The following is a 19638-nucleotide window of genomic DNA, read 5'->3' as shown; positions in this document are numbered from 1 at the left end:
CTCAGCCGGAGACCCTGGTGCGATAGTCGCGCGGCGGCAGGCCGAGGACGGCCGCGAAGTCGCGCGTGAGATGGGCGTGGTCGGCGTATCCCAGCGCGGCGGCGAGCGCCGTCAGGTCCGTCTCCGGCTCCTCGCGGAGACGCTGCGCCGCCTCCTGCAGCCGGCGGCGGCGGATGATCGCGCCCGGCGAGAGCCCGACGGTGCGGTGCGTGAGCCGCTGCAGCGTGCGCACCGAGAGCGCGAGTCGGGTCGCCGCTTCCTCCGGCGTCAGCGCCGCCCCCTCCCCCAGCAGCACGTCGAGCATCGCGTTGGCCTGCCGCCCCGCCGCGCCGACCGGGCCGACGCGCTGCGACAGCCATGCGGAGAAGACCGCGACGGCGCGCTCCCGGCGTTCGGGCGCGGTCCGCATCGCCGTCGTCACCGCCGCGTGCAGATCGGGGGCGTCGAAGGCCCGCTCCGCGTCGATCAGGGCCGGAGGGTCGTCCGTGAGGGCAGGGACCGCGGCAGGGCGGAGCAGAGCGCCGACAGCCCACCCCGACCCCCGCAGCTCCCTGGTCGACGCGCGGGTCGTGGCGCCTGAGATCGACACGCCCTCCGGGGCGACGACGAGGTTGACGGCCGGATACGAGACGATCTCCTGCCGGGACACCTCGCCCTCCGGAAGGCTCCACTCCGGGATCCAGAACCAGGCGACGAGCGCGGCGGCCTCTGCGGGCGGCGGCAGCCGATGGAACGAGGGCAGCCGTGCGGGATAGAGCACTCCGCGCGTCCGGTCGACCATCGCCCCAGCGTAGAACGCGCCACCGACGCGGCGTCGGCGACGTGTCGCGGATCTTCAAGCGGCGGGTGCCCTCCCCCGCCTACCGTGGCCGCATGACCGATCAGACACCTCCGGCCGGCGTGACCGGCGCACACACCACCGACGGCCGCCCGCACAGCGCGACCTCGCTCACCCCCTTCCTCGCGATCCCCGACGCCGCCCGCGCCGTCGAGTTCTACCGGGACGTCTTCGGCGCCCGCGTGGTCGACGTGACGGAGTTCGGCGGTGTCGTCGCGCATGCCGACCTCGACTTCGGGCTCGGACGGCTCCAGCTCGGCGAGCCCAGCCCCGAGTACCACCTCGTGCCCGCGCCTTCCGGCGACGATGACTGCTACTCGATGGGCCTGTATGTGCCGGACGTGGACGCCGTGGTCGCGCGCGCCGTCGCGGCGGGGGCGACCGTCCGCGAGGCGCCGTCCCTGTTCGTCTCCGGCGACCGCTACGCCAGCATCCGCGACCCGTTCGGCGTCCGCTGGTCGATCATGACCCGCGTGGAGGACCTCTCCGACGAGGAGAGCGCACGACGAGTCGCAGAGTGGGCGGCCTCGTTCAGCGCGACGCCGGAGACCGCCGGGAGCTGAGCGCGACCAGGGCGGCCCGCTCGACGGCCGGCAGCAGCGCCTCCGCGGTGCGGCGGTAGCCGAGGGCGCTCGGGTGGAAGCGGTCGAGGCTGAACATCTCCTCCGGCTCGTCGAAGAACATCGGGCCGACAGCCCGCCGCAGGTCCACCGTCTCCGCTCCTTCCCGGTGCGCGGCCTCCGCCTGCGCCTCCGCCAGCCGTCGGGACAGACCGGAGGCGATGCGGCGCAGCGGCTGCGGCACCGCGCGCAGGGCACCGAGGTCGGGGCAGGTGCCGACGACGACGCGGGCGCCGCGAGCCTGCAGGCGGACGATGGCCTCGCGCAGGTGGCGGGCCGACTCCGCTGCCGGGAGGCGATGGGTGACGTCGTTGCCGCCGACCACGACCACGGCGACGTCAGGGCGATAGTCCGCGGGGAGGCGGGAGAGCTGCCCGTCGAGATCCCGCGACTCCGCGCCCACGACCGCGGCGGTGCGCAGCCGCACGGGACGCCCGAGTCGGCGTGCCGTCGCCTTCGCGAGCCGTGCCCCGAGGGTCTCCTTCCGCCGTGCCGCTCCCAGGCCGGCAGCGAGGGAGTCGCCCAGCAGCAGGAGGTCGAGCGGCTCGCCCTCGAGCCCCGGGCGCCAGACACGGTCGGCGTCGAGAGACTGCTGCCCCAGCGGCTTTCCGATGCGCCGACGCGCGACGGCGGCCTGCCGGTCGAGGACCGTGCGTGCACCCACGACGAGCGCGGCGGCGAGCGCGACCAGGGTCAGCAGGGGCAGACGACGCACGGCGCGATTCCAGCGGACCGCCGTGAACGCCCGGTGAACGCCCCGTCCCGACGGGGGTGACTCAGGCCAGCGTCTTGACCTCGAGCTCGTCGTCTCCGGGGCGCACGCTCGCGAAGTGGGTGTACCCGTCCGCCGCCGACCGTTCCAGCAGCGCCTTGAGGTTCTTCGTGCGCTGCTCGAGTCGCACCCGCGCGCCCTTCGCGACGAGGGCCGTCTTGTGCGCCACGAGCTCCGCCACGGGGACGGCCGCGTCGTGGACCAGCACGATCGCCTGCGCCGCGGTGGCCGGGTCCGTCGAGACGAGGTCGACCAGGCGCTCGAACCCGAGGGAGAAGCCCACCGCCGGCACGTCCTGCTGGAGGAACCGGCCGATCATGCCGTCGTACCGTCCTCCGCCACCGAGCGAATACGTCACCGACGGGTGCGCGAGCTCGAAGATCGTCCCGGTGTAGTAGCCCATGCCGCGGACCAGGAACGGGTCGAACACGAGCGGGATGTCGTCCTGCCCGCGCCCCGCCGCGACCGCCTCGCCGATGCCGACGAGGTGGGCGACGAGCTCGTCCGGCGCGCCGTCCGGGAGCGCCTTGCGGATCTGGCGGTCACCGAACGGGTGGTACTCGAGCGTCTGCGGACGACCGAGGAAGGCCTGGAACGCGTCGACCGCGGTCGTCGTGGCCCCGCGCTCGCGGAGCTCGGCGGCCACACCCTCCGGCCCGATCTTGTCGAGCTTGTCGATCGTGATCAGCACCTGCGGGCGCTCGTCCTCGGTGAACCCGAAGTGCTCCAGCATCGATTCCAGCACGCGGCGGTCGTTGATCCGCACGCTCGCGCCCTCCAGGCCCAGGGCGTCGACGGCGTCGAGCGACGCGGCCAGCAGCTCGGCCTCGGCGCGCGCGGACGCGTCGCCGATGATGTCGATGTCGCACTGGACGAACTGGCGGTAGCGCCCCTTCTGCGGACGCTCGGCCCGCCAGACGGGACCGATCTGGATGGACCGGAAGACGCCGGGGAGCTGTCCCCTGTTGCTCGCGTAGAAGCGGGCGAGCGGCACCGTCAGGTCGTAGCGCAGGCCGAGGTCGGAGAGCTCCGCGGGGTCGTCGGCGGCGGCGCGGACGGCCTCCGCATCCAGGCCGCGGCGCAGGATGTTGAACGACAGCTTCTCGTTGTCGCCGCCGATGCCGGCATGCAGCCGGTCGTACTCCTCGACCACGGGGGTCTCGATCTCGTCGAATCCGTGCGCGCGATAGCGGTCGCGGATGACGGAGAGCACCCGCTCACGGCGGGCCTTGTCGGCGGGGAGGAAGTCGCGCATGCCGCGCGGCGCGTTCACGGTAGCCACCCGTCCATCTTCCCAGGTCGGCGGCGGTGTCCGTGTCCGATCAACCGGCCTCGGCGGCGCGGACCTCGTCCTCCAGGCGCGTCAGCCGTTCCCGGAGGGCGCGCTCCGCGTCCCAGCCCTCGGCCCGAGCGGTGTCCACGAGGGCGAGGAGGGCATCGCCGAGCTCCTCCTCTGAGGACGGGCGCAGGGCGGTCAGCTGCGCGGGCACCACGCCGGCGCCGGCGGCACGACCCGACATCTTCTGGGCCCGGGCGAGGGCGGGCATCGCGCGCGGGATCCCGTCGAGCACGCTGCGGCGGGTGCGCTTCTCCGCCGCTTTGGCGGCGTTCCAGTGCACGAGCACCTCCTCCGGCGTCTCCGCGACCTCGTCGCCGAACACGTGCGGATGCCGCCGCACCATCTTCTCGGTGAGCGTGCGGGCGACGTCGTCGATGTCGAACGGGTCGTCCGGGTCCTGTGCCGCGATCGCGGCATGGAACAGCACCTGCCACAGCAGATCGCCCAGCTCCTCGCGGAGGTCGGCGCGCGAGCCGTCCTCGACCGCGTCGATCACCTCGTGCGATTCCTCGATGAGGTACGGCACGAGGTCGCGGTGCGTGATGCGCTGCGACCACACGCACCGTTCCCGCACCGCACGCATGGTCTCCGCGGCCGCGCGCAGCGGATCGTCGATGTCCTCGGGGCCTCGCTGCTCGCTGGTCATGCTTCCTCCGGACTCCGGCTCAGGCGGGGATGGGCGCAGCGCGACGGTACCACCGGGCGCGCAGGGTGACGACGATGCCGGAGAGGATCAGCGCGAGGAGCGACCCCACGAGGACGCCGAGGATCGCCTGGTCGCGGATGACCGCGTCGCCCTCGAACGCGAGGTTCGCGAGCAGGAGCGAGACGGTGAATCCGATGCCGCCCAGGGCACCGGCGGCGAGGATGTCCGCGAACGGCAGGGCCGGGTCGGCCCCCTTCGGACGGATGCGCATGGCGAGCCAGCCGAACAGGGAGATGCCGATGATCTTCCCCACCGGAAGGGCCACCACGATCGCCCAGAAGGCCGGGGAGAGGGCCGTCGGCGAGACGGCGGGGATGACGACGAAGGCCGCCACGAAGGCGAAGAGCGGCAGGATCGCGCCGTTCACGGTCGGCTCCAGCGCATGCCGGGTGCGTCCGGCGGGTACCGGCGCCATGACGAGGCCGAGCATTACGCCGGCGATGGTCGCGTGGATGCCGGACGAGGCGACGAGGCCCCACGTGATGACGCCGACGACGGCCATCGCGACCGCGACGAGCGTGTGTCCGGTGGCGTGCAGCAGGCGGCTCAGCAGCCAGAACACCGCCACCCCGACGATCGCGAGCCCGAACAGGAGCCACTGCACGTCGTGCGCGAAGAGCACCGCGATGAAGATGATGCCGATGATGTCGTCGAGGATCGCGAGGGCCAGCAGGAACACCCGCACCCGGGACGGGAGTCCTCGTCCGAACATCGCCAGCACGCCGAGCGCGAAGGCGATATCGGTGGCGGTCGGGATCGGCCAGCCGGACGCCGTCTCCGGCCCTCCCGCGATCAGCAGGTACACGAGGATCGGCACGAGCACGCCGCCGGTGGCCGCGATGGCGGGCTGCACGGCCTTCCGCGGGGAGTCGAGCTCGCCGTGGGTGAGCTCGTGCCGCAGCTCGATCGCCACGACGAGGAAGAAGATCGCGAGCAGTCCGTCCGACACCCAGTGCGCGATCGAGAGGTCCAGCGCCGTCCCCGGGACGGCGAGGTGCGTGTCCAGCAGCCCGGCGATCGCGTCGTGCGTGGGCAGGTTCGCGAAGAGGAGGCCCAGGCCGGCGGCCACGAGCAGGAGGACGGCGGGGAACTGCTGCCCGCGGAGGGGGTTCGCTGTGATGCGCATCCCGTCCATCGTAGGCCGCGGCGTCACACGGTCGTCATGCGTGCAGGACACCCCGATCCACCCGGCTACTCTCGGAGGGTGACCCCCGATTCCCCCGCTTTCTCCGAGCCGACGCCCACCGAGGCCATCCGCGTGATCGGTCGTTTCGAAGCCGGTCGCGGCATTCCCGATGCCATGCGCTCCGACGTGCGGATGCTGGGCCAGCTCCTCGGCCAGGTGCTCCGTGAGGCCGGCGGCGACGACCTCTTCGAGGACGTCGAGCGCCTGCGCCTCGCGACGATCCAGGCCTACGAGGACCACAGCTCCGACGCGTTCGACCGCGCCGCGGCGATCGCCGACTCCTTCACGATCGCCCGTGCCGACGAGGTCGCCCGCGCGTTCACCTGCTACTTCCACCTCGTGAACCTCGCCGAGGAGCACCAGCGGGTGCGCGTGCTCCGGGAGCGGGCGGGGCAGGCCCCTTCGACAGGCTCAGGGACCCAGGTGGGCTCAGGGACCCAGGTGGGCTCAGGGACCCAGGTGGGCTCAGGGACACAGGTGGGCTCAGGCCCTTCGACGGGCTCAGGGGCCCTGGCGACGGACACGGTCGCGGGGGCGTACGCCCGGCTGCGCGAGGAGGTCGGCGACGACGAGGCCCGCCGTCGTCTGGACGGTCTGCGCTTCCACCCCGTCTTCACGGCCCACCCGACCGAGGCCCGGCGCCGCGCGGTCTCGTCGAGCATCCGCCGCCTCTCCGAGCTGCTCACCCAGCACGACGCGGCGAGCGCAGGCGGCTCCGAGGAGCACCGCGCCCGCCGCCGGATGCTCGAGGAGATCGACACCCTGTGGCGCACGGCGCCGCTGCGCGCGCAGAAGCCCTCCCCGACCGACGAGGTCCGCACCGTCATGGGCGTCTTCGACGAGACGCTGTTCACCACGGTCCCCCACGTCTACCGCCGGATCGACGACGCCCTCCGCGGCGAGGAGTCCGGTGCCAGCGCCCCGGTCGTCCCGGCGTTCGTACGGATCGGCTCCTGGGTCGGCGGCGACCGCGACGGCAACCCGTTCGTCACAGCCGCGGTGACCCGTGAGGCCTCGCAGATCGCCTCCGACCACGTGCTCCGCGGCCTCGAGCGGGCGCTCGACCGGATCGGCCGCACGCTCACGCTCGCCGCGGACGACACCCCGCCCAGCGCCGAGGTCACCGCGCTCTGGGAGCGTTTCGCCGACGCGGAGCCGACGGTCGCCGACGAGCTGGCGGCCCGCTCCCCTGACGAGCCGCACCGCCGGGTCGTCCTCGTCATGGCCCGCCGCGTGGCGGCCACACGGCGTGGTGACGAGGAGGGGTACACGGGTCCGGAGGAGCTGCTCGCGGAGCTGCGCGCCGTGCAGTCCTCCCTCGTCGCCGCCGGAGCCCGACGCCACGCGTTCGGCGGCGTGCAGCATCTGATCTGGCAGGTCGAGACCTACGGCTTCCACCTCACGGAGCTCGAAGTCCGTCAGCACTCCCAGGTGCACGCGAAGGCCCTGGCCGAGCTCGAGGCCGGCGGTCCGATCAGCACGCAGACCGAGGAGGTGCTGGAGGTGTTCCGCGCGATCGCGGACATCCAGCGCGACCGCGGACTGCGCGCCGCGGGTCGCTACGTCGTCTCCTTCACGCAGGCGGCCTCCGACCTCGCGAACGTGTACGAGCTGGCCCGTCACGCGCTCGGCGACGACGCCCCGGTGCTCGACGTCGTGCCGCTGTTCGAGACCTTCGCCGACCTCCAGGCGGCCCCGGGGATCCTCGCCGAGGCCGTCACCTTCCCGGAGTTCCGCGAGCGGATGGCCGCGACCGGCAACCGGCTGGAGGTCATGCTCGGCTACTCCGACTCCTCCAAGGACGTCGGGCCCGTCGCCGCGAACCTCGCGCTGTACACGGCGCAGGAGAAGATCGCCCGCTGGGCGCAGGAGTCCGGCATCGAGCTGACCCTCTTCCACGGCCGCGGCGGGGCGCTCGGCCGTGGCGGCGGCCCCGCCAACTCCGCGATCCTCGCGCAGCCCCCGCACTCCGTCGACGGTCGGTTCAAGCTCACCGAGCAGGGCGAGGTCATCTTCGCCCGCTACGGCGAGCCCGCGATCGCGATGCGGCACATCGACCAGGTCGCCGCCGCGACGCTGCTGGCCTCCTCCCCCACGGTCGAGGAGCGCACGAGCCGCGCGGCCGCCCGCTACGCCGACGTCGCCGCGACGATGGACGCCGCCTCCCGCGAGCGGTTCTTCGCGCTCGTCAAGGCCGAGGGCTTCGCCCCGTGGTTCGCGACCGTGACCCCGATGGAGGAGATCGGTCTGCTCGCGCTCGGGTCGCGTCCCGCCCGCCGCGGCCTCTCGGTGGAGTCGCTGGAAGACCTCAGGGCCATCCCCTGGGTGTTCGCGTGGACGCAGGCCCGGATCAACCTCGCCGGCTGGTTCGGACTCGGCACCGCGCTCGAGGCCGTCGGCGACGAGGAACTGCTCACGGAGGCCTACCGCGAGTGGCCGCTGCTGCGCACTCTGGTCGACAACGTCGCGATGAGCCTCGCCAAGACCGACGAGCGCATCGCCCGGCAGTACCTCGCCCTCGGCGACCGCGACGACCTCGCCGCCCTGGTGCTCGACGAGCTCGCCCTCACCCGTCGCTGGGTCATCCGCCTCACGGGAGGCGAGGGGCTGCTGGAGAACAAGCCCGTTCTGCAGCGGGCGGTCCAGCTGCGCAGCCCGTACGTCGACGCCCTCTCCCTCCTGCAGCTGCGGGCGCTCCGCGCGCTCCGGTCGGCGCCGGAGCAGCCGGAGGGATCGGGAGCCGACGCCGAACAGCAGCGCCTGCTCCTCCTGTCCGTCAGCGGGGTCGCCGCCGGCCTGCAGAACACCGGGTGACCCGAGCCCTCCTGCCGCGTGTGCGGAGGCCCTCGTCGCCGACGCTAGAGTGAAACCTCCGCCTCACCCGGCTCTGCTTTCGCGCGCGACACGATCGCCCGCACCCCATCCCCCATCAGAAAGCCCTCCCGCGTGACCGTCACCACCCCCACCGACTTCCACCCGCTCGCCGACTCCGTGCAGCCCGTCTTCGACACGGTGCTGGCACGCAGCCCGCACGAGCCGGAGTTCCACCAGGCCGTCCACGAGGTGCTGCACTCGATCGCACCCGTCCTGGAGCGCCACCCGGAATACGTGGACGGCGGGATCCTGGAGCGCCTGGTCGAGCCGGAACGGCAGATCATGTTCCGCGTGCCGTGGGTCGACGACGCCGGGAAGCTGCAGGTCAACCGCGGGTACCGCATCCAGTTCTCCTCCGTGCTCGGTCCGTACAAGGGCGGCCTGCGGTTCCACCCGTCGGTCAACCTCTCGATCATCAAGTTCCTCGGCTTCGAGCAGATCTTCAAGAACGCGCTCACCGGCCAGGGCATCGGCGGCGGCAAGGGCGGCTCCGACTTCGACCCGCACGGCAAGTCCGACGCCGAGGTCATGCGCTTCTGCCAGTCGTTCATGAACGAGCTCTACCGGCACCTCGGCGAGCACACCGACGTCCCTGCAGGCGACATCGGCGTCGGCGGCCGCGAGATCGGCTACCTCTTCGGCCAGTACCGCAAGGTCACCAACCGCCACGAGTCCGGCATGTTCACGGGCAAGGGCACCGGATGGGGCGGCGCCGAGGTGCGGACGGAGGCCACGGGCTACGGCGCGGTGTTCTTCGCGCAGGAGATGCTCGGCGTGCACGGCGACTCCCTCGACGGCAAGCGCGTCGGCATCTCGGGCTCCGGCAACGTGGCGATCTACGCGATCCAGAAGGCCGCGCAGCTCGGCGCGACCGCGGTCACGGCCTCCGACTCCTCCGGCTACGTCGTCGACGACGCGGGCATCGACCTCGACCTGCTGCGTCAGCTCAAGGAGGTCGAGCGCGCCCGCATCGTCGAGTACGCGAACCGCCGCCCGAGCGCCCGCTTCGTGGAGAGCGGCAGCGTGTGGGAGGTGCCCGTCGACATCGCGGTGCCCTCCGCCACCCAGAACGAGGTCAGCCTCGCCGATGCGGAGGCCCTGATCGCGAACGGCGTGCGCGCCGTGTCCGAGGGCGCCAACATGCCGTGCGTGCCCGAGGCCGTCGAGGCCTTCCAGAAGGCGGGCGTGCTGTTCGCCCCTGGCAAGGCCGCGAACGCCGGCGGTGTCGCGACCTCGGCGCTGGAGATGAGCCAGAACGCCTCGCGGCAGCGCTGGAGCTTCGGCGACAGCGAGAACAAGCTGCGCGAGATCATGGGCGACATCCACCACGCCGCCTTCGAGGCCGCCGAGCGCCACGGCGTCCCGGGCGACTACGTGGCCGGTGCCAACATCGCCGGCTTCGAGCGCGTCGCCGCGGCGATGCTCGCCCAGGGCGTCATCTGACCCGTTCGAATCGCCTGAATGGTCCCAAATCCGGCCGAGATGCGACTATTCGGGCGATTCGAAGGACGGGGTCAGACCTGGCGGTCGTCGGCGTGCCGCGCGAGGGAGCTGCCGTAGCGCTCCGTGAGCTGCACCATGAGGTCGGGAGTGTCCCGATCGACGCCGAAGACGTGTCCGGGGAAGTCGAGCTCGGGCTGTGCGGCCGCGATCTCGGCGTCCCGGTCGGGTGAGAGCAGCTGCACCGGATCGCCAACCGCGACCCACCCGATCGGCACCACCGTCCCCGACGGCAGCACGGCCCGGCGATGCACGATGGCGTTGACCCGCACCTCGCAGCGATCCCCGACGAGCGCCCCGTTGAAGATCCGGGCTCCGGACGCGAAGAACACCTCCTCGCCCACGGTCGCCCCGGCGATGCTGGCCAGTGTCCCGACGAGGGTGTGCGCCCCGATGTGGACGGCGTTGGCCGCAGTCGCCCTGATCAGCGCGTTCTCCATCACGATGACGTGCGCGCCGAGGGTGATCGGGCCGCCCTCCGCGGTGATGACGGCGCCGTGCAGCACCTGGCAGCCCGGTCCGAGCTCCACGTCGCCGGAGATGACGGCGGTGGGAGCGACGACGGCGGTGTCGTGGATGCGGGGGCGAGCCCCGAGGTGCTCGTACAACATGCGGCCAGACTAGCCCGCGGCGTCTGCGGCGTGCACGACTTCGGAGATCATCACCGACACGCCGGCCCCGAGCCGCTCCCGACGGCGTGTCGTACGCCGACTCCGGAGTTGTGCACGGCGGAGGCGGACGCCACCGCCGAGGGCCGGGTCACTCGGGCTTGGCGGGCTCGGGGAAGATGGCGGTGAACAGCTGGTCGACCCAGGCGAGCAGCTCCGCGTCGGGAAGCGGCTCCACGCCCACGCCGACCGCCGCGGGCACCGTGGGCATCGGCACGACCAGCGCCTCCCCGCCGGAGACGAGCTTCGCCTTCGGATACAGCCGCTGCAGCCGGACCTTGATGGAGTCCTCGAGGCGGGCGGGCGCGAGGCGCAGGTTCGACCCCATGGCCACGACGTCGGTGAGCCCGGCCCTGGCCGCCCGGCGCCGCAGTCGCGCGATCGACACGAGTCCGGTGACCTCCTCCGGCGGCGTGCCGTACCGGTCGACGAGCTCCTCCACCACGAGGTCGATGGCGTCGTCCTTCGCGGTCGCGGCCGAGGCGGCGGAGAGCTTCTGGTACGCCTCGAGCCGGAGGCGCTCGCTGTCGATGTAGTCCTCGGGGATGCGGGCGTCGAGCGGCAGCTCGAGGCGGAGCTCCTGTCCGGTCTCGACCTCCTCGCCGCGGAAGGTCGCGACGGCCTCGCCGATCATGCGCAGATACAGGTCGAAGCCGACTCCGGCGATGTGCCCGGCCTGCTCGGCGCCGAGGAGGTTTCCGGCACCGCGCAGCTCGAGGTCCTTGAGGGCGACCTGCATTCCGGAGCCGAGGTCGTTGTTGACCGCGATGGTCTGCAGCCGATCGGCCGCGGTCTCGCTCAGCGGCTTCATGTCGTCGTAGAGGAAGTACGCGTAGGCGCGCTCGCGTCCGCGGCCCACGCGTCCGCGGAGCTGGTGCAGCTGGCTCAGCCCGTACTTGTCGGCGCGGTCGATGATGATCGTGTTCGCGTTGGAGATGTCGAGGCCGGTCTCGATGATCGTGGTCGAGACGAGGACGTCGAACTTGCGCTCCCAGAAGTCGTCGACGACCTGCTCCAGCGCGTGCTCCCCCATCTGCCCGTGCGCCACGGCGATCCGCGCCTCCGGGACCAGCTCGGCGAGCTCGGCCGCGACCCGCTGGATCGACTGCACGCGGTTGTGCACGAAGAAGACCTGCCCCTCGCGGAGGATCTCGCGGCGGATGGCGGCGGCGATCTGCTTGTCGCTGCGGGGTCCGACGAACGAGAGGATCGGGTGCCGGTCCTCCGGGGGCGTGGCGAGCGTCGACATCTCGCGGATGCCGGTGACCGCCATCTCCAGCGTGCGCGGGATCGGGGTGGCGCTCATGGCGAGGATGTCGACGTTGGTCTTCATCTTCTTCAGCGCGTCCTTGTGCTCGACGCCGAAGCGCTGCTCCTCGTCGATGATCATGAGGCCGAGATCCTTGAACAGCACCTGCTCCGTGAGGATGCGGTGCGTGCCGATCACCATGTCCACCGAGCCGTCGAGCAGGCCCTGCAGCGTGAGCCGCGCCTCCTTGTCGGTCTGGAACCGCGACAGCGGCCGCACCTTGACCGGGAACCCGGCGAAGCGCTCCGTGAACGTCTCGAGGTGCTGCTTGACGAGCAGGGTGGTCGGGACGAGCATCGCCACCTGCTTGCCGTCCTGGATCGCCTTGAAAGCCGCGCGGACCGCGACCTCGGTCTTGCCGAAGCCGACGTCGCCGGAGAGCAGCCGATCCATCGGGATGGGCCGCTCCATGTCGGCCTTGATCTCGTCGATGGTCTGCAGCTGGTCCTGGGTCTCCGCGAACGGGAACGCCTCCTCCAGCTCGCGCTGCCAGGGGGTGTCCGGGCCGAAGGCGTACCCCTTGGCGCTCATCCGGGCGGAGTAGAGCTTGACGAGCTCGACGGCGATGTCGCGGACCGCCTTGCGCGCCTTGCCCTTGGCCTGCGCCCAATCGCTGCCGCCCATCTTCGACAGCGTCGGGGCCTCGCCGCCGACGTACTTCGACAGGAGATCGAGCTGGTCGGTGGGGACGAACAGCTTGTCGCCGGGGTAGCCGCGCTTCGACGGCGCATACTCCAGCACGAGGTAGTCGCGGACGGACTTCGCGGCGTTGCGGCCCCCGGTGGAGACCTCGCGCTGGGTCATCTCGACGAAGCGGCCGATGCCGTGCGTGGCATGCACGACGAAGTCGCCCTGCTTGAGCTGCAGCGGATCGACGACGTTCTTCCGACGGGAGGCGAGCTTCTTGACGACGCGCTGGTCGCCGCCGATGGTGCGGCCGTAGAACTCGTTGTCGGTGAGGACGGCGAGCTTCGCCTCCGGCACCTGGAAGCCGGCCTCGACGCCGCCCACGGTGAGCGTCGCGACCCCCGGGTCCGGCGCGTCCGCGATGGTCTCGACGACCCGCGCCGCGATGCCGCGGTCGGAGAGCACGTCGCGGGCGCGGTCGACGAGGCCGTGACCGGTCGCGAGGACGACCACGCGCCAGCCGTCGGCGACCTTCGCGTCGACGAAGGCGATGGCGCCGTCGACGTTGCCGTGGAACGACGGGATGACGGTGGCCGCCTCGACGCTCTCCGCTGTCGCATCGCCGATCCCGAACGGACTCAGCCGCCACCAGACGCCACCGCGGTCGCGGACGACCTCGCGCAGGTCGGCGATGGTGAGGAAGTCGCCGGCGCCGAGGTCGATGGGGGCCGAGGCACCGGAGGTCGCCGCGCTCCAGGCGGCGTCGAGGAACTCGCGGTTCGTCTCGCCGAGGGTGAGGGCGCGGGCGGTCGAGCGCTCCGGGTCGATGACGGCGGTGGCACTGCCTTCGGGCAGATACTCGACGAGCGACTTGAGGGGGTAGGCGACCGCGGGCAGCAGCGACTCCATGCCCTCGACCGGGATGCCCTCGGCCATCTTCTCGAGCATGCCGCTGATGGCCGGGAAGCCCCCGATGAGCGCCCTGGCGCGCTCCCGCACCTCGGCCGTGAGCAGGAGCTCGCGGCTGGGCGGCAGGTCGACGCGCGGCACGTCGCCCGGGAGGGAACGCTGGTCCGCCACGGAGAACGCGCGGATCTGATCGATCTCGTCGCCGAAGAACTCCACGCGGTACGGGTGCTCGGACGTGGGCGGGAAGACGTCGAGGATGCCGCCGCGGACGGCGAACTCGCCCCGTCGCGACACCATGTCGACGCGGGAGTATGCCCGTTCGACGAGCTGCTCGGCGACGTGGTCGAGCTCATTGCCGCGGCTGCCCACCGCCAGCTCCAGTGGCACGATGTCGCCGAGGTTCCCGGCGATGGGCTGGAGCGCGGCGCGCACCGAGGCCACGACCACGAGGGGACGCTCCCCTGACCATTCGGCGATGCGGCGCAGGGTCTGCAGTCGCAGGCCGACCGTGTCCGGGCTGGGGCTGAGGCGCTCGTGCGGCAGCGTCTCCCAGGCGGGGAAGGTGAGCACCTCGGCGTCCGGGACGTACGTCTCCAGGGCCTGCGCGACCGATTCCGCCCGGCGCCCCGTGGGCACCACGGCCAGCAGCGCCGCCGGGTGGCCGGCCGCCGCACGCTTGGCGAGCAGACCGGCGAGCACGGGCGCGTCGAGCCCGTCGACCAGGCCGAGGTCGGCGTCGGTGTGCGCCCAGGCGAGAGCGTCACGATACAGAGACGCCTCTTCCAAGGCGCGCAGAATCCCCGGAACAGTCACCGGACAAGCCTAATCGCGCCCACGGACACTGCGGTCGGCTTCCCTGCATCCCACCCCTTTCCGTGCCTCCCACCCCGTTACGGACGCGCGGAAGGGGCCGGGGCGAACCGAAGGGGCCGGGTCGAGCGTTTTAGGCTGGAGGGATGCTTCGGGTCACCCTCACCACCGCACGACTCGTCCTCCACGCCCCGACGGAGGCGGATGTCGACGCGATCACCGAGGCGTGCCAGGACCCCGAGATCGCGCGGTGGACGACGGTGCCCTCCCCCTACTTCCGGCAGGACGCGGAGGACTTCGTCGCCCTCGTCGAGCAGTGGTGGGAGGACGGCTCGCAGACCGTCTGGGGTGTCTACGCCGACGACGTCCTCGTGGGCATGGTCGGACTCCACCACATCGGGGAGCATCCGGCCGGGGGCCATGCCGAGCTCGGCTACTGGGTCGTCGCGGACGCCCGCGGCCGCGGCTACCTCGTCGAGGCCGCGCGGGCCGTGCTCGACTGGGGCTTCGCGGAGCTCGGCCTCGCCCGCATCCGCTGGCAGGCCGTCGTGGGCAACGTCCCCTCCGCCCGCGCCGCCCGCGCCCTCGGCTTCCGCTTCGAGGGCACCATGCGTCAGGGACTCACCAGCCAGCGCGGACGGGACGACGGCTGGCTCGCCGGGCTGCTGCGCGACGACGACCGGACGCCGGTCGAGTGGCCGATGCTCTGACCGCACGTCCCACGCGTGACAGCGTCGGACCCCGGTGACAGGATGGCTGCATGCCTGAGATGCCGGAGGTCGAAGGACTCGTCGCGTTCCTCGGCGAGCGCACCACCGGACGCACGATCACCCGTGCCTCCGTGGCCGCGATCGCCGCGCTGAAGACCTACGACCCGCCGATCTCGGCACTGGAAGGCGCGGCGATCACCGGGGCGGAGCGCCGCGGCAAGTTCGTGGTGCTCTCCTGCGGGTCCGAGCTGCACCTCGTCTTCCACCTGGCGAAGGCCGGATGGCTGCGCTGGTACGACACCCTGCCGACCACGCTCCTCAAGCCGGGCAAGTCGCCCATCGCGCTGCGGATCGCCCTCGACGACGGCAGCGGCTTCGACCTGACCGAGGCCGGGACGAAGAAGTCGCTGGCCCTGTACGTGGTCCGCGACCCCGCCGAGGTGCCCGGCATCGCCCGGCTCGGCCCCGACCCGCTCGATCCGTCCTTCACCCGCGACGCCTTCGCCGCACTGCTGGACGACCGACGGATGCAGATCAAGGGTCTGCTGCGCGACCAGGGCGTGATCGCGGGCATCGGCAACGCCTACTCGGACGAGATCCTGCACGCGGCCCGCATGTCGCCGTACGCGATCGCCGGCACGCTGGACGACGCCGAGATCGACCGCCTGTTCGCGGCGATGCAGGAGACCCTCGCCGAGGCCGTCGCGGCCGCCGCGGGCAAACCTCCGGCTGATCTCAAGGACGCCAAGCGCCGCGGCATGCGGGTGCACGCCCGCCGGGGCGAGGCGTGTCCGGTCTGCGGCGATGGGGTGCGCAGCGTCTTCTTCGCCGACCGCTCCCTGGAGTACTGCCCCACCTGTCAGACCGGCGGCAAGGTGCTCGCCGACCGGCGGCTCTCCCGCCTGCTCAAGTGAGAAGCCGGGAACGGCCCCTGCCACGGAATGAAACGGGCGCGGACGCGTTGAGTACACTCAGAGCAGCAACGTGCTCCGGGGTCGGTGGGAATCCGAACCGGCGGTGACAGTCCGCGAGCGTTCCGAGTGATCGGGATGCCGATCCGGTGGAATTCCGGAACCGACGGTGATGCGAGGGACACCTCGCTAGTCCGGAAGGGAGGCAGCACGAGGCGCACGCGCGTGCGTCCGTTCCGCCACCCTGCAGCGACCCCGAGGCCGCAGAGAGGACGACGGATGGCAGTGACCGCGACAGAGCGCCGCGCGATGGATCGCGCGCTCGCCCTCGCGACCCGTGGCCCCCGCGGAGTCAACCCGCAGGTGGGCGCCGTGCTCCTCTCCCCCGACGGCGAGGTGCTGGCCGAGGGCTGGCACCGGGGCTCCGGCACTCCGCACGCCGAGGTCGACGCGCTGTCGAAGCTCGCCCCCGGCGCCGCACGCGGCGCGACCGCGGTCGTCACCCTCGAACCCTGCAACCACACCGGTCGCACCGGTCCCTGCGCGCTCGCGCTCATCGAGGCCGGGGTGGCACGGGTCGTCTACGCCCTCGACGACCCGGGTGAGGTCTCCGGCGGCGGCGCGGAGCGGCTGCGCGCCGCGGGCGTGAGCGTCGAGTCCGGCGAACGGGCCGCGGAGGCGCGCACGCTGATCGGCGACTGGCTCTTCGCGGCGCGGCGCGGCCGTCCGCACGTCACCGTGAAGTGGGCGCAGAGCCTCGATGGCAGGGCTGCGGCGGACGACGGCACCAGCCAGTGGATCACCGGTCCCGAGGCGCGTGCCGATGTGCACCGACGACGCGCCGAGGCCGACGCCATCGCGGTCGGCACCGGCACCGTGCTCGCCGACGACCCCGCGCTCACCGCCCGCGCCGGGGACGAGCTCCTTCCGCATCAGCCCGTCCCGGTCGTGATCGGCGCGCGGCCCACCCCTGCGGATGCGGCGGTGCACCGTCATCCGCACACGCCGGTGTTCTTCGACACGCACGACCTGTCGGCCGTCCTCGCCGCGCTGCACGCGCGCGGCATCCAGACACTGTTCGTGGAAGGCGGCCCGACGCTCGCCAGCGCGTTCCTCGCCGCCGGACTCGCGGACCGTGTGCTCGCCTACGTCGCCCCGGTCCTCCTGGGCGGGAGCCGCCTGGCCGTGTCCGACATCGGCGTCCGCTCGATCGACGAGGCGCGCCGCCTCGTCGTGGACGAATGGCTGCCGTTGGGCGTAGACCTGCTCGCGATCGCGCATCCTGCGGACGCGGACGACCCGGACCACACCGGCCCGGAGAAGGGAAGCCTCTGATGTTCACCGGAATCATCGAGGAGATCGGCGAGGTCACCGCCATCGCCGAGTCGGGCGACGGCTGGCGGCTCACCGTCCGCGCCCCGAAGGCGGCCGCCGACGCCGTGCACGGGGAGTCGATCGCGGTCTCCGGCGTCTGCCTGACCGTCGTCGGCTCCACCGCCGAGACCTTCGACGCCGACGTCATGAAGCAGACGCTCGACGTCGCGGCCCTCGGCACGGCGACCGTCGGGACCAGGGTCAACATCGAGAAGGCGATGCCCGTGGGCGCCCGGCTCGGCGGGCACATCGTGCAGGGCCACGTCGACGGCACCGGTGTCGTGCTCGAGGTGCGCCCGGGCGCGCAGTGGAGCGTGCTCCGCATCAGCCTTCCGGACGACCTCGCGCCACTCGTCGTCGACAAGGGCTCCATCTCGGTCGACGGCACCTCCCTGACGGTGAGCGCGGTGAGCCCTTCGGACCCTTCGACCCCTTCGACAGGCTCAGGGACCCAGGAGGGCGCGGGGACCCGGGAGGGCTCAGGGACCCAGGAGGGCGCGGGGACCCGGGGCGGGCACTGGTTCGAGGTGTCGCTCATCCCGGAGACCCTGGCGGCGACCACCCTCGGCACCCGCGCGGTCGGCGACCGCGTGAACCTCGAGACCGACATCCTCGCGCGGCACGTCGAGCGGCTGCTCGCCTTCCGCGCCGCACCGGAAGGGGGCTCGCGATGAGCCTGGCAACCATCCCCGAAGCCCTGGAGGCGCTGCGCGCCGGCCGGCCCGTGCTCGTGGCCGACGACGAGAACCGCGAGAACGAGGGGGACGTCGTCCTCTCCGCCGAGCTCGCCACCCCCGAATGGGTGGCGTGGACGGTGCGCTGGTCGTCCGGCTTCATCTGCGCGCCGATGCCCACCGACCTCGCGGACAGCCTCAACCTCCCGCCGATGGTCGCGGCCAGTGAAGACGCCCGCTCCACCGCCTACACCGTGAGCGTCGACGCCGCGGAAGGGGTGACGACGGGGATCAGCGCGAGCGACCGCGCGCACACCCTCAACGTCCTCGCCGATCCGTCCTCGACGGCGACGAGCATCATCCGTCCCGGCCACGTGCTGCCGCTCCGGGCCGTCGACGGCGGTGTGCGCGAGCGCAGCGGTCACACCGAGGCCGCGGTCGAGCTCATGAAGCTCGCCGGCCTCCGGCCCGTCGGCGCGATCGCGGAGGTCGTCGCCGAGGACGGCAGCATGATGCGGCTTCCCGGGCTTCTCGAACTGGGCGCCCGCGACGGCGTGCCGGTCATCACGATCGAGCAGCTCATCGCGCACCTCAACGAGATCGACCCAGACGGAGCCACACCGGCCGCCCAGCGCGGACGCCGCGTGAGCCTCCGTGCCGACGCCACCGTGCCCACCGACCACGGCACGTTCCGCTTCCTTGCCTACAAGGACCGCGTCACCGGCACCGACCACATCGCGGTCGTGTCAGGCGAGCCGACCGAGACCGCCCTCGTGCGCGTGCACTCCGAGTGCCTCACCGGCGAGGCGTTCGGCTCCCAGAAGTGCGAGTGCGGGCCGCAGCTCGATGCCGCGCTGGACGCGATCGACCGCGAGGGCGGGATCGTCATCTACATGCGGGGGCACGAGGGGCGCGGCATCGGGCTCATCAACAAGCTGCGGGCCTACAGCCTGCAGGAGGACGGCCTGGACACCGTCGACGCGAACCTGGCACTGGGGCTCCCGGCGGACGCCCGCGACTACGCCGCGGCGGCCGGGATCCTCACCGACCTGGGCGTCTCGAAGGTCCGGCTGCTCACCAACAACACCGACAAGGTGAACAAGCTGCGCGAGCTCGGCCTCGACGTCGTCGAGCAGGTGCCGCTGATCGTGGGCGTGGGCCCGAACAACCACCAGTACCTGGAGACCAAGCGCGACCGCATGGGCCACATCATCGGCGAAGCAGAGCTCGCCGAGGCCCTCGCGGCAGGAAAGGACGAGGAATGAGCGGCGCCGGAGCACCGAAGACGGGGAACATCGACGGGCGGGGGCTGGAGATCGTCGTGATCGCCGGCACCTGGCATGAGGTGATCTCGAACGGCCTGATCGCCGGCGCCCAGCGGGTGCTCGACGAGGCGGGGGCGACGCATCGGCTCGTGCGAGTGCCCGGTTCGTTCGAGCTCGCCGTGGCCGCACAGGCCGCCTTCGCCGGCGGTGCGGACGCGGTGGTCGCCCTCGGGGTCATCATCCGTGGCGGCACGCCGCACTTCGAGTACGTCTCGGCGGCGGCGACCGACGGACTCACCCGCGTCTCCCTCGATGCCGGCAAGCCGGTCGGGTTCGGGCTGCTCACGCTCGACGACGAGAAGCAGGGGCTGGACCGCGCGGGCCTGCAGGGCTCGAAGGAGGACAAGGGCGCGGAGGCCGCGGACGCCGCACTGCGCACCGCCCTCGTGATCCGCGAGCTGCGCGGCTGACTCCCTTCGCCTCGCGCCCGATCGCGGGCGCGAGGTCAGGCGTGCCTTGGTGGCGCGGAACACCGCACTCTCGTAC

At 72.3% G+C, this 19638-nt stretch carries 16 protein-coding genes and 1 riboswitch; of the genes, 9 read left to right on the top strand and 7 right to left on the bottom strand.

From position 1 onward, the window contains the following. Position 1: 1 nt before the first annotated feature. Positions 2-781, bottom strand: a complete 780-nt coding sequence (locus C6C15_RS05240; protein WP_105949463.1) for an AraC family transcriptional regulator — start codon at positions 779-781, stop codon at positions 2-4. A 92-nt stretch (positions 782-873) separates the two neighbouring features. On the opposite strand from C6C15_RS05240, the gene C6C15_RS05235 reads away from it, so the two are divergent. Then, positions 874-1401 (top strand): VOC family protein, encoded by a 528-nt coding sequence (locus tag C6C15_RS05235; protein WP_060921975.1) that lies wholly within the window; start codon positions 874-876, stop codon positions 1399-1401. Here the strand turns inward: C6C15_RS05235 and C6C15_RS05230 are convergent. From C6C15_RS05230 to nhaA, 4 genes are all read right to left on the bottom strand, one after another. Beyond that, a complete protein-coding gene (locus C6C15_RS05230; protein WP_231919590.1) occupies positions 1370-2173 on the bottom strand; it encodes an SGNH/GDSL hydrolase family protein in 804 nt (267 codons plus the stop codon). The two genes, C6C15_RS05235 and C6C15_RS05230, sit on opposite strands and share 32 nt — an antisense overlap. A gap of 61 nt (positions 2174-2234) precedes the next feature. After that, the gene (hisS, locus tag C6C15_RS05225; RefSeq protein WP_234024235.1) at positions 2235-3485 is read right to left on the bottom strand and encodes a histidine--tRNA ligase; all 1251 of its coding nucleotides are present in this window, start codon (positions 3483-3485) and stop codon (positions 2235-2237) included. A 67-nt stretch (positions 3486-3552) separates the two neighbouring features. Next, a complete protein-coding gene (locus C6C15_RS05220; RefSeq protein ID WP_105949461.1) occupies positions 3553-4215 on the bottom strand; it encodes a MazG family protein in 663 nt (220 codons plus the stop codon). 19 nt (positions 4216-4234) lie between these two features. Continuing rightward, the gene (gene nhaA, locus C6C15_RS05215; protein ID WP_105949460.1) at positions 4235-5401 is read right to left on the bottom strand and encodes a Na+/H+ antiporter NhaA; all 1167 of its coding nucleotides are present in this window, start codon (positions 5399-5401) and stop codon (positions 4235-4237) included. 174 nt (positions 5402-5575) lie between these two features. Between nhaA and C6C15_RS05210 the strand changes: the two genes are divergently transcribed. Beyond that, the gene (locus C6C15_RS05210; RefSeq protein WP_442789451.1) at positions 5576-8275 is read left to right on the top strand and encodes a phosphoenolpyruvate carboxylase; all 2700 of its coding nucleotides are present in this window, start codon (positions 5576-5578) and stop codon (positions 8273-8275) included. Between the two features lie 132 nt (positions 8276-8407). Then, a complete protein-coding gene (gene gdhA / locus C6C15_RS05205) occupies positions 8408-9778 on the top strand; it encodes an NADP-specific glutamate dehydrogenase (RefSeq protein WP_105949458.1) in 1371 nt (456 codons plus the stop codon). 71 nt (positions 9779-9849) lie between these two features. Here the strand turns inward: gdhA and C6C15_RS05200 are convergent, their stop codons facing one another. Then, positions 9850-10446 (bottom strand): gamma carbonic anhydrase family protein, encoded by a 597-nt coding sequence (locus C6C15_RS05200; protein WP_105949457.1) that lies wholly within the window; start codon positions 10444-10446, stop codon positions 9850-9852. 148 nt (positions 10447-10594) lie between these two features. After that, a complete protein-coding gene (gene mfd, locus C6C15_RS05195) occupies positions 10595-14161 on the bottom strand; it encodes a transcription-repair coupling factor (protein ID WP_199787692.1) in 3567 nt (1188 codons plus the stop codon). Between the two features lie 143 nt (positions 14162-14304). Here mfd and C6C15_RS05190 point away from each other — a divergent pair, with 143 nt between their 5' ends. The 6 genes from C6C15_RS05190 (at position 14305) to ribH (ending at position 19562) form a co-directional block, all read left to right on the top strand. Then, complete coding sequence (locus tag C6C15_RS05190; RefSeq protein WP_105949456.1) at positions 14305-14868, top strand: GNAT family N-acetyltransferase; 564 nt, start codon at positions 14305-14307, stop codon at positions 14866-14868. Positions 14869-14918: 50 nt separating this feature from the next. Then, the gene (locus C6C15_RS05185) at positions 14919-15782 is read left to right on the top strand and encodes an Fpg/Nei family DNA glycosylase (RefSeq protein WP_105949455.1); all 864 of its coding nucleotides are present in this window, start codon (positions 14919-14921) and stop codon (positions 15780-15782) included. 67 nt (positions 15783-15849) lie between these two features. After that, positions 15850-15994, top strand: a riboswitch (FMN riboswitch). Positions 15995-16058: 64 nt separating this feature from the next. After that, entirely contained in the window at positions 16059-17114 is a 1056-nt protein-coding gene (gene ribD, locus C6C15_RS05180) for a bifunctional diaminohydroxyphosphoribosylaminopyrimidine deaminase/5-amino-6-(5-phosphoribosylamino)uracil reductase RibD (protein ID WP_105949454.1), read from the top strand. After that, entirely contained in the window at positions 17114-17827 is a 714-nt protein-coding gene (locus C6C15_RS05175) for a riboflavin synthase (RefSeq protein ID WP_105949453.1), read from the top strand. The genes ribD and C6C15_RS05175 overlap by 1 nt, the downstream gene beginning before the upstream one ends. Further along, the gene (ribA, locus tag C6C15_RS05170; RefSeq protein WP_025103904.1) at positions 17824-19092 is read left to right on the top strand and encodes a GTP cyclohydrolase II; all 1269 of its coding nucleotides are present in this window, start codon (positions 17824-17826) and stop codon (positions 19090-19092) included. The genes C6C15_RS05175 and ribA overlap by 4 nt, the downstream gene beginning before the upstream one ends. Next, a complete protein-coding gene (gene ribH / locus C6C15_RS05165; RefSeq protein WP_105949452.1) occupies positions 19089-19562 on the top strand; it encodes a 6,7-dimethyl-8-ribityllumazine synthase in 474 nt (157 codons plus the stop codon). The genes ribA and ribH overlap by 4 nt, the downstream gene beginning before the upstream one ends. Positions 19563-19638 lie beyond the last annotated feature (76 nt).

This window comes from Microbacterium sp. str. 'China', assembly GCF_002993305.1.
In the GTDB taxonomy this organism is placed as follows: domain Bacteria; phylum Actinomycetota; class Actinomycetes; order Actinomycetales; family Microbacteriaceae; genus Microbacterium; species Microbacterium paraoxydans.
Note: the sequence above shows the minus strand (reverse complement) of the source record. Positions and strands in the feature narration are given on the sequence as shown.